The 13055-nt window shown below is 62.0% G+C and carries 9 protein-coding genes and 1 pseudogene; 6 read left to right on the top strand and 4 right to left on the bottom strand.

Annotation, left to right across the window (positions count from 1 at the left end):
• Positions 1-46 precede the first annotated feature (46 nt).
• Entirely contained in the window at positions 47-1561 is a 1515-nt protein-coding gene (locus A5757_RS19055; protein WP_197497389.1) for an aldehyde dehydrogenase, read from the top strand.
• Positions 1561-2301 (top strand): enoyl-CoA hydratase/isomerase family protein, encoded by a 741-nt coding sequence (locus A5757_RS19050; protein WP_082929574.1) that lies wholly within the window; start codon positions 1561-1563, stop codon positions 2299-2301. The genes A5757_RS19055 and A5757_RS19050 overlap by 1 nt, the downstream gene beginning before the upstream one ends.
• 34 nt (positions 2302-2335) lie before the next feature.
• On the opposite strand, the pseudogene A5757_RS19045 reads toward A5757_RS19050, so the two are convergent.
• Positions 2336-3708, bottom strand: a pseudogene (locus A5757_RS19045) (FAD-dependent monooxygenase); the annotation flags it as partial.
• Between the two features lie 339 nt (positions 3709-4047).
• On the opposite strand from A5757_RS19045, the gene A5757_RS19035 reads away from it, so the two are divergent.
• A complete protein-coding gene (locus A5757_RS19035; RefSeq protein WP_231984060.1) occupies positions 4048-5016 on the top strand; it encodes a substrate-binding domain-containing protein in 969 nt (322 codons plus the stop codon).
• A 601-nt stretch (positions 5017-5617) separates the two neighbouring features.
• Complete coding sequence (locus tag A5757_RS23330) at positions 5618-6778, top strand: hypothetical protein (RefSeq protein ID WP_156618552.1); 1161 nt, start codon at positions 5618-5620, stop codon at positions 6776-6778.
• A gap of 22 nt (positions 6779-6800) precedes the next feature.
• On the opposite strand, the gene A5757_RS19025 is transcribed toward A5757_RS23330, so the two are convergent.
• Positions 6801-7835 carry a hypothetical protein gene (locus A5757_RS19025; protein ID WP_156618550.1) on the bottom strand — a complete coding sequence of 345 codons (1035 nt, stop codon included), beginning with the start codon at positions 7833-7835 and terminating at the stop codon, positions 6801-6803.
• 1084 nt (positions 7836-8919) lie between these two features.
• Positions 8920-9423, bottom strand: coding sequence for a recombinase family protein (locus A5757_RS23000; protein WP_231984059.1), 504 nt, complete (start codon positions 9421-9423; stop codon positions 8920-8922).
• A 429-nt stretch (positions 9424-9852) separates the two neighbouring features.
• Here A5757_RS23000 and A5757_RS22995 point away from each other — a divergent pair, with 429 nt between their 5' ends.
• Entirely contained in the window at positions 9853-11238 is a 1386-nt protein-coding gene (locus A5757_RS22995) for an FtsK/SpoIIIE domain-containing protein (RefSeq protein ID WP_197497388.1), read from the top strand.
• A 159-nt stretch (positions 11239-11397) separates the two neighbouring features.
• Here A5757_RS22995 and A5757_RS19010 read toward each other — a convergent pair whose 3' ends face one another.
• Positions 11398-12291: a DUF4231 domain-containing protein gene (locus tag A5757_RS19010; protein ID WP_156618548.1), complete on the bottom strand. Its 894-nt coding sequence runs from the start codon at positions 12289-12291 to the stop codon at positions 11398-11400.
• A 69-nt stretch (positions 12292-12360) separates the two neighbouring features.
• Between A5757_RS19010 and A5757_RS22990 the strand changes: the two genes are divergently transcribed.
• Positions 12361-12951 carry a TIR domain-containing protein gene (locus A5757_RS22990; protein WP_231984057.1) on the top strand — a complete coding sequence of 197 codons (591 nt, stop codon included), beginning with the start codon at positions 12361-12363 and terminating at the stop codon, positions 12949-12951.
• Positions 12952-13055: the final 104 nt, after the last annotated feature.

The following is a 13055-nucleotide window of genomic DNA, read 5'->3' as shown; positions in this document are numbered from 1 at the left end:
ATAAAGAAAGAATAGGAAATTGTCTCAATCGGTTACGACTTCCGCTGTGGGCACGTCTGATTCGCCCAATGGCGAGCATGTGCACGGCCTGCTCATCGACGGTGAGCACCGGCCGGGTGGAGGTGAGATCCTCGAGGTGATCAACCCGGCCACGGCACGCGTGTTCGCCCGGTGCCACAGTGCCAGCGCCGAAGACACCAATGACGCCGTGGTCTCCGCGCGGAAAGCGTTCGACTCCGGTGTGTGGTCCGAGATGCCGATCCACCAGCGTTCGCGCATCCTCAACCGGTTCGGTGATCTGCTCGAGCGTGAGATGGACAAGCTGTACCGCTTGGAGGCCGACAACAACGGCAGGCCGATCACCGAGACCAAGGCACAGATCACCCGGTTGGCCGAGTGGTACCGGTACAACGCCGCGCTGCTGCTGGCCGGCCGCAACTCGGTGGTGCCGATGTCGGGTCCGTACCACTCCTACACCTCGCGCTTCCCACTCGGTGTGGTCGCGACACTGTCGTCGTTCAACCATCCGCTGATGATCGCGTCGAAGAGCGTGGCGCCGGCGTTGGCGACCGGAAACAGCGTGGTACTCAAGCCTTCCGAGCAGACCCCGCTGACCGCACTGCTGATCGGCGACCTCGCCCTGGAGGCCGGCATCCCGCCCGGTGTGTTGAACGTGATCCCGGGGCTCGGGCCGGTAGCCGGTGCAGGCCTGGCCGAACACCCGCTGGTCAACAAGGTGGTGTTCACGGGCGGCACCGAGGTGGGGCGGATCATCTCGGTCGCCACCGCGCGCCGGTTCGCGAGCTCGACGGTGGAACTGGGCGGTAAGACCCCGGTTCTGGTGTTCGACGACATCGACCCCGAGGTGTCCTCGCGGGGTGCGGCGTTCGGCGGGTTCGTCGGTGCAGGCCAGACCTGCATCGCCGGAACGCGGGTCCTGGTGCAGGAGAGCGTGTACGACGAGTTCGTGGCCGGTCTGGTCGCGCAGGCGGAGAAGATCCGGATCGGCGACCCCAGCTCGGCCGACACCCAGCTCGGCCCGGTGATCTCGGATCGGGCTCGCAAGCGCATCCTCGACTACGTCCAGATCGGCATCGACGAGGGCGCGACGCTGGCCACCGGCGGCAAGTCGGTCGACGTTCCCGGACTGGACGGATATTTCGTTGCACCGACGGTGCTTTCGAATGTGACCAACCAGATGCGGGTGGCGCGGGAGGAGATCTTCGGTCCCGTCCTCGTGGTGATTCCGTTCAAGGACGAGGCCGACGCGATCGCCATCGCCAATGACTCGCCCTACGGCCTCGGCTCGTCGATCTGGACGCGCGACGTCGCGCGGGCCCACCGGGTCGCCTCGAAGCTCGAGCACGGCATCGTCTGGGTCAACGACCATCACCGGCTCGACCCGTCGTCGCCGTGGGGCGGGGTCCGGGAGAGCGGACACGGCCGCGAAGGCGGCACCGAGTCGTTCGACGAATTCACCCATGTTCGTGCGGTGACCATCCGCACCGCCCCCGACGACGTCGACTGGTACGGCGGGGTCGCCACAGAGAGGCTGAACTGATGACGGTCACCGACGAGATCGGCACAGTGCCGGGCCTGACGTTCGACCGCGACGGTGCTGTGCTGACGGTCCGATTGGACAGCCCGGGCGGCAACCTCATGACGATGGACATGTGCGACACCCTCGCCGGGGTGCTCACCGCGCCGCCGGCTGGGGTGCACGTGATGGTGATCGCCGCCGAGGGTGAAGCCTTCTGCATGGGCCGGGAGCGCACCGCTGCCAGCCCCGACGACCTTCCCACCGAAGTGCGTCGCCTCATCGCGGTCAACGAGGCGCTGGCGGCCACGCCGCTGGTGACGGTGGCCCGCGTGCAAGGCGACGCGGCCGGGTTCGGGGTCGGGCTGGCCGCGTTGTGTGACGTCGCGGTCGCGACGCGCACGGCACAGCTCAAGTTCCCCGAGGTGCGCATCAACCTGGCGCCGGCGCTGGTGCTGGCGTGGCTGCCGCACATGGTCGGTCGCCGGGCCGCGTTCTGGCTCACGGCCAGCGGTGCAGCGGTCACCGGGGACGAGGCAGTTCGCCTCGGCCTGCTCAACGAGGTCGCCGAGGATGTCGATGCCCTCGACGCCGCGGTGGCGGAGAAGGTGTCGGCGCTGTCGGCCGGCGAGCCGCGGGTCCACAAGGAGATCAAGTCGATGCTGCGCTCGGTCGACGCGCTGTCTGTACCGCAGGCCTATGAGTTGGCCGCCGACCGGCTGGTGCTGGGATCGTTGAAGCGGCTGCACATCCCGGGTCACTGAATCCGGTTGCGGGGGAAGCTGGTCTCGCCGGCTTCCCCCGCACGGCCGGATCGCCGAACCATGTCGTCAGCGCCTCAGCCAGGCCGTCGGCAGAGTTTTCGCCGACCCACGCCACGTAGCCGTCGGGGCGCACCAGCACGGCCGTCGGCGCGGCCACCGTCCCCACAACCGGCAACTCCCACGCGCCGTCATAGCTCGCCTCCACGTACCGGACGCGGTCCCATCCGGCAGCGGCGTCCAACCGCGGCCCGCCGAGCCGCAGCAGCACCGGGATCGCCTCGTGTAGCAATTCGTACATCCGCATAGGGCTCGCTGCGCCGACGATGTCGAGGTCGGGCATCCGACATCCCAGCAACGGGTGTCCCCCACGTAGGTCGTAGGCCACGTCGAGTCCGGTGATGAGCGCGGTGATCACCGTGGCTGCCGCGTCGACGGCGAGCACCCCCCCGAGGAGATCACCCAGCGCCGCCCGCCTCGGCTCGGCCCTCTGGAACAACGACTGCGCCAACGTGTATTTCAACGCTCGCGCCCCGGCGGGGTGCCGCTCCGCATGGTAGGTGTCGAGCAAATCGTCGCCGGAGACGCCGCGCACCACCTGCCCAAGTTTCCACCCCAGGTTGACCGCGTCCTGCACTCCGAGTCCGATCCCCAGTCCACCCGCGGGCCAGTGCACATGTGCTGCATCACCGGCCAGCAACACCCGGCCTCTGCGATAGGCCGCCGCCTGCCGCGTCGCGTCGGTGAATCGCGACAGCCACGTGGGGCTGTGGACACCGAAGTCGGTGCCGAATACGGCAATCAGTTCTCCCCGCAGGTCGTCGAGCGTGGGTTCGGTCGCCTGCCCCAGCCCGGCCTCGGCCACCAGTGCCCGTACCCTGCCGTCGCCCATCGGGTGCAGCCCGTGGACGCCGCGCTCGTCGATCCTGCCGGCCTGCGAAATGTCCTCGGTCACCTGCACTTCGGCGATCAGACTGCTGCGCGTGGCGTCCGGTCACCCGAGGCGAGCGTGATGTCGACACCCTCGCCATCCGCTTCGACACCGACGACGTCCGCGCGGTGATGGATTGCTACCCCCAACTCGTCGGCCCACCCGCGCAACAGCCTCTCGATATGGTTCTGGAACAGCGCGAGCGTGGAGGGATGACGCGTCGGCAGAGAACTCAGGTCCAGCGTCGCGCCGCCGAATGTGGCCGCCTGCAACGCGTCTCCCTCGGCGAGGAATCGCTCGGCGATCCCTCGCTGATCCAACAGTTCAATCGTGCGGGCGTGGATACCACCGCCGCGCGAGCCCACCAGATCCTGCGAGGCGCGCCGCTCGAGAATGACGGCCTCCACGCCCGCCAGCGCGAGTTCGCCGGCCAGCATCATCCCCGTCGGCCCACAGCCGACGATCACCACATCGTGCATGCCCACCTCGCTCCATCAGCACCGGACGGGCAGTATGAGGCGCCGGAGGGGCCTTGCCGCAAGCCCCCCTTCGCGCCCTATTCTGAAAGGGGTAGGGACGCGGTCGGGCAGTCAAAGCGCTCTGGACGGTCGAACCCGCGGACACGACATCCCACTGGCAGCGCTGGTGCGCCGGTTCCGCACATCGAGCTGACGAACGTCAGCCTTCGCCGCCCTGCGCAATCCACCTGCGCCTAGAGGCGGATTAAGCCAGTCTGATGGTCACCCCACGGGTTCCCACGAATGGAGTAGTGAATGCGACACAGTCGAGTTGCCCTCTTCGGCGCGGTAGGCGTGACCATGACGCTGTTTGCCGCGTCGACCGCCGTCTCCAACGCGGCCCCGGATCCCCAGGACATGACGATGGTCAACGTCGTCAAGGTCGACGGTCTGCCCTGGTTCAACCGGATGGCTGTGGGCGTCGAGAGCTTCGCGAATCGCACAAGCGTCCACGCGACCCAAGAGGGTGCAGACGACACCGACCCGCAGAAGCAGGTTCAGCTCATCGCGGACCTGATCCCGCGCCACCCGACCGCCATCACCGTCGTGCCCAACTCGGTAGCGGAGCTGGAGGACGTTCTTGGCCAGGCTCGCGCCCAAGGCATCACCGTCGTCTCACACGAAGCCACCGGAATTCGGAACGCCGACATCGACATCGAGGCCTTCGACAACGCCGCCTTCGGCAGACAGACCATGCAGAGCCTGGCTCAGTGCATGGGCGGACAGGGCGAGTACGTGCAGTTCATCGGTAGCGAGACCATGACGACGCACATGCAATGGGTGGACGCCGCACATGACATGCAGCTGGCCCAGTTCCAGGGCATGACCCGGGTGGAGGGCCCGATCGAAACCGCCAACGACGAGCCCACCGCCTACGCGAAGGCCAACGAGCTGCTGGCGAAGTACCCGAACATCAAGGGCTTCCAGGGGGCGGCCAGTACCGATGTCCCGGGCATCGCCCGTGCTGTACGAGACGCGGGCCTGCAGGACCGGATATGCGTGATGGGAACGGCGGTGCCGTCGATCGCATCGCCGTACTTCACCGATGGCTCGATCGACAGAATCTTCTTCTGGGATCCGGCGATGGCGGCGGAAGCACAGCTGCAGATCGCGCTGATGCTTCTGCAGGGCGAGAAGATCGAGACGGGCACCAATCTGAATGTCCCCGGTTACGAGTCACTCACCAAACTCGACGGCTACGACAACGTCTTTGTCGGAAACGCCGCGCTGGAAGCCGACGCCAACACTATCTCTCAGTACAACTTCTGATCGGGACCCGCACAGGTCTGCACTGGGCCAGATCGCGACACACCGTGAATAAGAAAAACCCGCTCCGGCGCTGGTCGGAGCGGGTTTCACAACGTCGGGCTGACAGGATTTGAACCTGCGACCACTTGACCCCCAGTCATCGCAAGCACGTTCGCACGCGTCCGCAGAGCACCTCATATTCGTTGCAGCACAACGTATACAGCGATCCACGGAAGCAGGCGGACACAGGCGGTTCACCGCGGAATTTCGAGCTCATTTGGGTACGGGTTTGGGTACGCCCATCCGCGTGCGCCCATCCCTGCTCCCGCCGCCCCGCTGACGTGGGCACCCACAGCACCGTAGTCGCCGATACCGGACCCTCGAAGTGGACCATGGTCGTGCCCTGGGCCACCCTCGCTGTCCGGCTCTGACAGTGGAAGGTTGTCTATTCGGCCCGAATGCCGCGGGGCCACCTGGACGCCGGATGTACTCGCAAATCGCCCAGACGCTATAAGTCCGCCACCGGCGGCAGCGTGCGCCCGGCGAACTTATCCGGCCGTTGGTCCGTGTGGCTGGCTCGCGCTTAGTCAACGCCCGGACGAGGCGCGCTACGCTTCTCTCAATGACCAATGCAAGTGACTCTGCACAGGACGCACCGATAGGCGCACTGTGCTGGGAGAACTGGAAAGGGTTCGAAGCGAGCACGGACCCGCCGGTCGGCGCTTATATGCGGGCAGAAGAAGCGAACCTTCTCTCTGATGTGTCCTTCAACGGAGGGCTAATCGAAACGATCGGGCCTTATACACTGTTTAATCTGATCAGCCACGGGGCCACGTCACTGGCCGAGTCGCTGGCGTTGAGATATTCGTTGCACCTGCCGGAACAGTCGCACACCGTAGAAATTCCGGAGAAGCCTGCTACCGATTCTTGGTTGGGGTTAACCCTCGATGAGGAGGTTTCGGCGCTACTTTCGTTGTTTCTCTCAATCAGAATTCGATCAGCCGGTGTTACCCGACAGTTCCCAGTCGATTCGGATGACCCCGCCGGAACTCCTGTGGCATACAGTCGGGTGCGGCCGGAGTTGGCGCTGTCTCAGCGTCGAATTCTTCCGCGAGTTAGTCGCCCAAGAGCTTTTCTTGGCGACGTGCCTGAGTTGCTCGGCAGACTTCCCACTCTCAACGCGTCTGAATCCGTCGCACTAACCCGCTGCGCCCACCAATATCAGATGGCCGTCTGGGTGGCGGACAGTGACCCTGAGCTGGCCTGGCTGCAACTAGTGTCCGCTGTTGAAGTCGCAGCAACCCACTGGCGCGGCCAAAAAGTGGACGCCGTAGCCGGCCTCAAGGAGTTGTACCCGAAAATCGTCGGCAAGCTGAATGACGAGGAGCAAGTCAAGTTTGTCGCCCGACAGCTGAAGAAGTTGATTGGGAGCACACAGAGATTTCTCGACTTCATGGAGGAGTTCGATCCCGGTCCCCCAGTTGAGCGATGCGAGGAACACTTCCAAATTTCGTGGACTGATCTCCGGCGACGACTGACGCTTGTCTATCGGTACCGCTCAAACCGCCTCCATTCTGGTGAGCCATTTCCACCCGTGATGAACCAAGAGCCGATGGCCTCTGACCAAGGTGCGGGTTGGTACGAGCGTCCTTTCGGAGTAGCCCACTTCGCAGGCTCGACCCAATGGCCGTCCGACGCCATACCTATGTATCTCTGGTTTTTCGAGCGATTGGTGCAGGGTGCATTGCTGCGTTGGTATCGCGAAAGCCTCGGCAGCGGTTAGTGACCCTTGACCGGACCGCGGCTCACGCCCGGTCCAGACGTTCTGGCTCCCCATCGTTAGTGCGGGACCACGACGTTCCCGCCTCGTCCCTGAACTCAATCACTACCACCGGCTCAGCACCGGGAGGAAGTACGTACAGGGCGACCGCCGATTCGTCGGGTGCTAGACCAGACGGAAATCCATCGGCGGCGTGAGCCACGAAGACGTCCTGAAACTGCGGCTGGACGGTAGGAGTGAGGCTCCTGCTCGCCATCGATGCGAAGCCGGGGCCGATGATTGGCCGAAGGCTGCCCGAGAACGCATCCCCGAGCAGCCGTGCGAACACCTCTTGGTTCGAGAGCACCTCTTTGGTGCGCTGGATGCTATTGGCAATCACGTTGCCATTCCCATCGACCGCGGACACCCGGACGTTCAGGTGGCTGACCGGGCCGGCGCTGTGATTGTGAGTCTTCACCCGCCAGACGCCCTGGCCAAGGATGCTTACCGATGTGCGGTAATTCATCACCTTGCGTGCTTGATCCGCCCTCGTACTACGGATGACGACCTTGCCTAGGTCCATCCTCTTCAGGTTGTGCTCAATTGCGTCGCGGACCTTGAACTGCAGATCTTCGACACCCGAGTAGTCACCCAGCAACCCTTCTGTTCGCAACTGGGCTTTGAATTCATTCAGACGCTGCAACTCCTCCGGTCGGATGTCGCGAGGCAGCGGCTCAGAGGAGAAGTACACGTGCACTGGTTTGCCTGCGCGATGTGCGCGGATAATTTCGTGCGCGGTGCCTGATGCCGCGTCATCGGTTGCGGTCCCTAGATGTGCGTTGAACACCGCGATCACGACGTCACACTCATCAACAGCTTGCCGGTCTATGATTGTCTGTGCTGATCCACCAAGCTCGGGAACGGCATGCAGTTCCCATCGCCACGGCGCCAGATGGATCTGCTCGCGCTCAGCTCGTGCGTTGTTCCAGCCATGCAGCGCCTTTTCGATTGCGTCGCGTTCCCGGGCGGTATCGCCGGGCGAGGCGATCAGCACTTTTAAGATGTGGGCGTCGAATCCCATCAACGGTCTCCTGCTTCGTAGTGACGTCGCACGCGGACCGGAAAATTGGGCGCCGTGCTCCAATCCACTAATACACGTAGCTACCGACAACTGGGCTTCCTCAGGGCTCCCTGCGGCGTAGCTAAAGTCAAGCTTGAGGACTTACGGAGGGCAGAAGCTTCTGCCGGATGTTCGCACCGCCCAGATCGCACAGGCGCAACGCGGGCCATTAAGAGACCGATGCATTGTCCCCTATGCGCGACAAGACGACCGGGACTACCGAAGTGTCCCCTTCGCTTTCGCACCCCGTCCCCTCGACCACCGTGGTCAAGTCACCCACGAAAGTGCCATCCGGGCGGGGGGCCACCCGCATCGTCTGCACATACCAAATCTCGCCGGCGATTGCTCCACTGTCGATAATGCTGCACTCCCCACGCCATCGCATTGGTTCGATGTCGGTCCACTCGCCGTTCCGAAGCACAAGTGCCATGTCTCGCTTCATATCCGGTGAAAAGGCTGGGCCGTGCTCACTTTGAAGGCCGGCGCCTGTCGCGATGCAGGTTGTCTCAGTGCAGGTCGATGAGAATGCGTACCACGTGTCGATGGGCGCGTCATCCCAGTTCCACCGGAACGGGACGCCCTGATTTCCCGGGCCATTGCGCTGGGTTGCGTTCTTGTAGTCGTGGAATAAGCGGTACGTGCCGTCCAAACGCGAGGGCTGGGGCTTTGACGGCGGAGGGGGAACAACAGCTGGCGGAGGCGGCGCCGAAGCCGCTGTCGGTGCACTGCTTTCATCGCCACGCAGATATAGAACTGCAACGCCCGCTGCCACCGCTATCACGACCGCGCTAGATGCAACCGCTACTGCGGTAACCCGGCGGGGTGTCAGCCGCGGCATCCGCGAATCATCGACACAGCCGTCGAGCGCCCATGCGTGCACCGCTTCTGTGCCTGCCGCTGCAACGCCGGCTATCTCCGTCGGCGGCTGGTCTGCGACGGTCCGGTCGTCATCACCTCCCACACGCGGCATCGTAGCTTCGCGCTTCGCGTTCGGATTGGAAATGTCTGAGCCATTCTGAAAGTGCGCTCGAAGCTGTCACTAAACTCAATCGTCGGTCTGAGCCAGCACCCGGTAGACCGTTGCTCTACTGACACCTAAGGTTCCTGCGATAGTGCTGGCAGCCTCACCAGAACTGTGCATCCGCCGGGCCAGGGCGGCTTTCGACTCATTCAAAACCTTTGGGCGACCTACCGACTGTCCCCGCGCCCGACGTGCCTCCCGCGAAGCCGCTCGCCGCTCGCGGCCCAGCTCCAGCTCCAGCTCGGCGAGGCTCGCAAGTACACCCGCCACCATTCGCCCCGTCGCGTTGACGGTATCAATGCCTTCACGCAGCGACCGCAGCACGATGCCACGCTCCCCGAGTTCCCTAATGGTGGTCATCACCTCAGCCGCATTTCGGCCCAGTCGGTCAATGCCCACGACGACGATAGCGTCGCCTTCGCGGGCGTAGGCAAGCAATGCTGCTAAGCCGGGACGCTGTTCGCGTGTAGAAGTACCAGACAATCTGTCGGCGTATACGCGCGACTCGTCTACCCCGGCAGCGATCAGTGCGTCATGTTGCTGGTCGAGTGACTGATGCGCCGTACTGACGCGCGCGTAACCAAGCTGAGTTCAGTCGCGGCAAGGGCGGTGTCGGATGCCATGCAAAATTGTCTCAAAAGTCTCACAAGTCGGCAATATGCGACTGAAGTTTTGAGTCAACTTTTGAGACATCGCCACCTGCGGCTCGTTCGCCGTCCGCACCTCTGGCCGCTCCCTTCTCAATTCTTTAGTTATGAGACACGTGATGCAGCCGGAGCACTGCTATCGGTCGACTTTGGTGACGCTTGCTCAGTCCGATGATTGCGGCGGGGACGATCTCGAAGGCGACCAACTTTATTTGTTCTGTTTCCTTGAACCTGCAACGTAGCGAATCCACCGCGTGACAATACTCGGGTGACAGGGAGCGGAGAAGCTGCGAGGGACGACCGACTGCGTGTGTTCATAAGCTACGCCCACGAGAACCAGGAGCACCGGGACCTCGTCCTGGAGTTCGCGCAATTGCTGCGTCGATGCGGCATAGATTCTCGTCTTGATCAATTCGACGAGCACACGGTGTTTGATTGGTCAAGATGGATGCACCGCGAAACTGCCGCCGCAGATATTGTGCTGTGCATTGCGTCGCCGTCGTGCAAGGCTCGGACCGAAGGAAATGCTGAACCAGGCGTTGGCCGTGGCGCGCAGTGGGAGGGCACGATCCTACGAGAATCGATGTATCGGGAGTTGGGAACTGCTGGTCAACGAATAATAGGGGTCGTTCTACCCGGTGGTGACGCTAGCGATCTGCCAGACTTTGTATTTCCTGGATTGTGGACTTACTTCACAATGCCGGTGCTCGACATGAGCAGTGTCGAAGATCTTCTCCGCCGATTAACTGATCAACCTAAAGCGGTTCCTGGGCCGCTCGGCAACGTTCCAGTACTGCCGCCTCGGCGGTCCAATATCGTGCTCGATCCGGCAGACTCCTCGTTCCCAGAACAAGTTTCACTGCTCCCGCTGCTCGGTCTCACGGACGAAGGATGGTCGCCCTCCCTATGGGATCAACGCGCGCCAGTACTGGAATCGCCAATCGGTGTTGACCTTTCCGGCCAATCCGTCAACATCAATCTAGGGGCCGACGGACCAAACCTTGCGGTAGCCGGTGTATCGGGGAGCGGAAAAACCGAAGCCATCTTCACAGTTGTGCTGGGGATTGCCGCCAAAAATTCACCTCTGTGTGTATCGATGGTGCCAATATCGGGGAAGGGTGATGACTTTCCGTATCACCTGCTGCATGATCTTCCTCATATAGAAATGAGCTACTCGATAGAGAAGGAAAATTTCAGCGACGTTATTGGCTATATTAAGCGCGAGATGGCTGAGCGCCGAAGACTCGTCATCGAGCGCAATTGCCGAGACTTAGAAGAAGTGTGGACACAGCCACCCACGACCGACATTGGGCGCCCGCCCCCCTATATCTTACTTATCGTGGAGGAGTGGAGCTACCTTTACGAAGACGCGCGCGACGTCGCCGACGCAATCCTGCGAGCGGCCGCCGATGGGCGGGCACTGGGAATACAGGTGCTTGTCGGCGCACATCGGCCAGAAACCCTTAGTTCGTTCCCAGCGCATATTCGACTCGCGCTGAAGATGTACAACGAAGCCGAAGCGATCGAATTCGTATGCATGCCGATCTCAGTGCCGTACATTGCCGGACGCGGTGTGCTGATCCGGGCACGCCAGCGTGTGCCGGTTCAAATCGCGATGGCACAGGAGCGGGAGTTCAGGCTGGTTGTGGAGCAAATGCGGACTGCCTTGGCGCTGGCATCACCAGTGGAACAGTAGGCAGTAGCTACTAATGAGGGGCTATTCCTGGGAGCGTAAGATCCTGGGAGCGTAAGCAAAAGTCGAACTCGCCGTTTAAGGAGCCGGTACAAGATTTGCTTAGCGGTCACCCCACGCGACCGACAATCTTCCTGCGAGCATAACGCTGGTGCGCGATCGTCAGATCCGGGAACGGGTGGCCCACCAAACGACATGCTCGCGACTGATTGCTTCCTCTGCGTCGTCCACTTCTTTCGCCCAGGATGCTTCGTCTTCTGCGAGTTTAAGCTTCTCCTCGGCGTGCACTAGGTCACTGATTGCAGCCGAGTAGGCCCGTGCGTTGAAGTCGTATTGTTTAGCACCTGTCCAAGCGACCATCGCCGCAACCACCGCTGCTAGCGCTGGCGAAAGTGCTAACATGTTCTCGATCAAGGCGGCCAACAATGAAGTCACCGCTCCCGCTATCTCGAAGGCGACGAGAGCGAATCGCCACCGCTTGGATCGCCTCTTGTTCAACGCCGCTTTTGCCGAGTACCACTCTTGCTGATCCTTGATCCTCGCAACCAGATAGGTTCGCCGGCGATCTTCCAGGTTGGACCCCCGTTGTTGAAGCATCCAATCTGATACAGCCGCGGCCGGTAGTGCCTCTAGTTCTAAGCCTTCGAACTCGTCTCGGATCGATTGGAATCGGCTTATCAAAGCTCGTCGTGCTTCCGTAAGCTCCATCTCGATGGGGAACGGCAATGCGCCGACGGCAAACTTCCACGCCAGCGTCTTAGCGGACTCGGCCACAGCCCTACCGTCGTACCAGGCTTTGTCGGGCCTGGACCTCCAACTGTCGAGTTCTGTCAGGGTGGCAATAAGGAAGGCGACCACTCCGACGATGCCAAACAAATCAACGTGCCCACCGCCCACCCTCCACGAGAGAACCCCCATTACGGCGGCACCACTGAGCATCAGCAGGCGGTTGCGAGTCCCTTTGATGTAGGAGTGCTGCGCCTGCAACGAAGCCTTGTCGGCTGCTTGGAACAAGTGCGGCATGACCGAATCTGGAACGGCGCGAACTGTGGTCACGGTGCGATCAGGACCTCTCCCTGGCTCTTGCGCGATACGATCGAAGTGTAACGAGATCAAGGGGGGCCAGTGGGGCACTATCAACAGCGACAACTGCAAGCGTATGCCGACCGGGTTGCAGCGTCGAAGGTTGACATAACGCGGCACAAGTGCTTCATTTCCTATCACGCCGCGGACGTTGATCAAGTCACCCAGTTCATAAGCGATTTTGGCACGGAATTCATAGCTAAGACAATCGGTGTGACCGATGAAGATGACTTCATCGACAGCGAAGATTCGGATTACATTATGGATCGGATACGGTCGAAGTACTTAGCCGATTCGACCGTAACCATTGTCCTCGTTGGAAATTGCACGTGGGCGCGTCGATACGTCGACTGGGAAGTATATTCCTCACTTCGCAGCAGCAAGCTTAGCAGGGTGAATGGCCTGCTTGCTGTTCAACTTCCGGGCGGCGGGAAATTGCAGGCCCGTGTTGAGGACAACATCGAGCGAGATGGGAATGCTACTGACGTCGGCTACGCCAGATGGTATTCGTACCCTGGTTCGAAAGCGACTCTGCGAGGGTGGATCAGTGACGCTTTCAACGCGCGGACAAGTCGAAACCATCTCATCAACAACTCACGACCTCGACGTCTGAGCAGTGCGGCATGCCCCTAGGCTGGCCTCAAGCGGGGGTCCGAAGGACCGTCTACCGATGTCCGCGACACAACCCCTCGTTCAGACAACACGCACCGATGCTTCCATGACGTTCCCATGTTGTT

The organism is Mycobacterium sp. 852013-51886_SCH5428379 (genome assembly GCF_001665575.1).
Classification (GTDB): Bacteria; Actinomycetota; Actinomycetes; order Mycobacteriales; family Mycobacteriaceae; genus Mycobacterium.
Note: the sequence above shows the minus strand (reverse complement) of the source record. Positions and strands in the feature narration are given on the sequence as shown.

Excerpts from the sequence above, each read along its gene's own strand:
- A5757_RS19025 (WP_156618550.1), bottom strand. The coding sequence starts at position 7,835 with ATGGGATTCGACGCCCACATCTTAAAAGTGCTGATCGCCTCGCCCGGC.
- A5757_RS23330 (WP_156618552.1), top strand. The coding sequence starts at position 5,618 with ATGACCAATGCAAGTGACTCTGCACAGGACGCACCGATAGGCGCACTG.
- A5757_RS19050 (WP_082929574.1), top strand. The coding sequence starts at position 1,561 with ATGACGGTCACCGACGAGATCGGCACAGTGCCGGGCCTGACGTTCGAC.
- A5757_RS19035 (WP_231984060.1), top strand. The coding sequence starts at position 4,048 with ATGACGCTGTTTGCCGCGTCGACCGCCGTCTCCAACGCGGCCCCGGAT.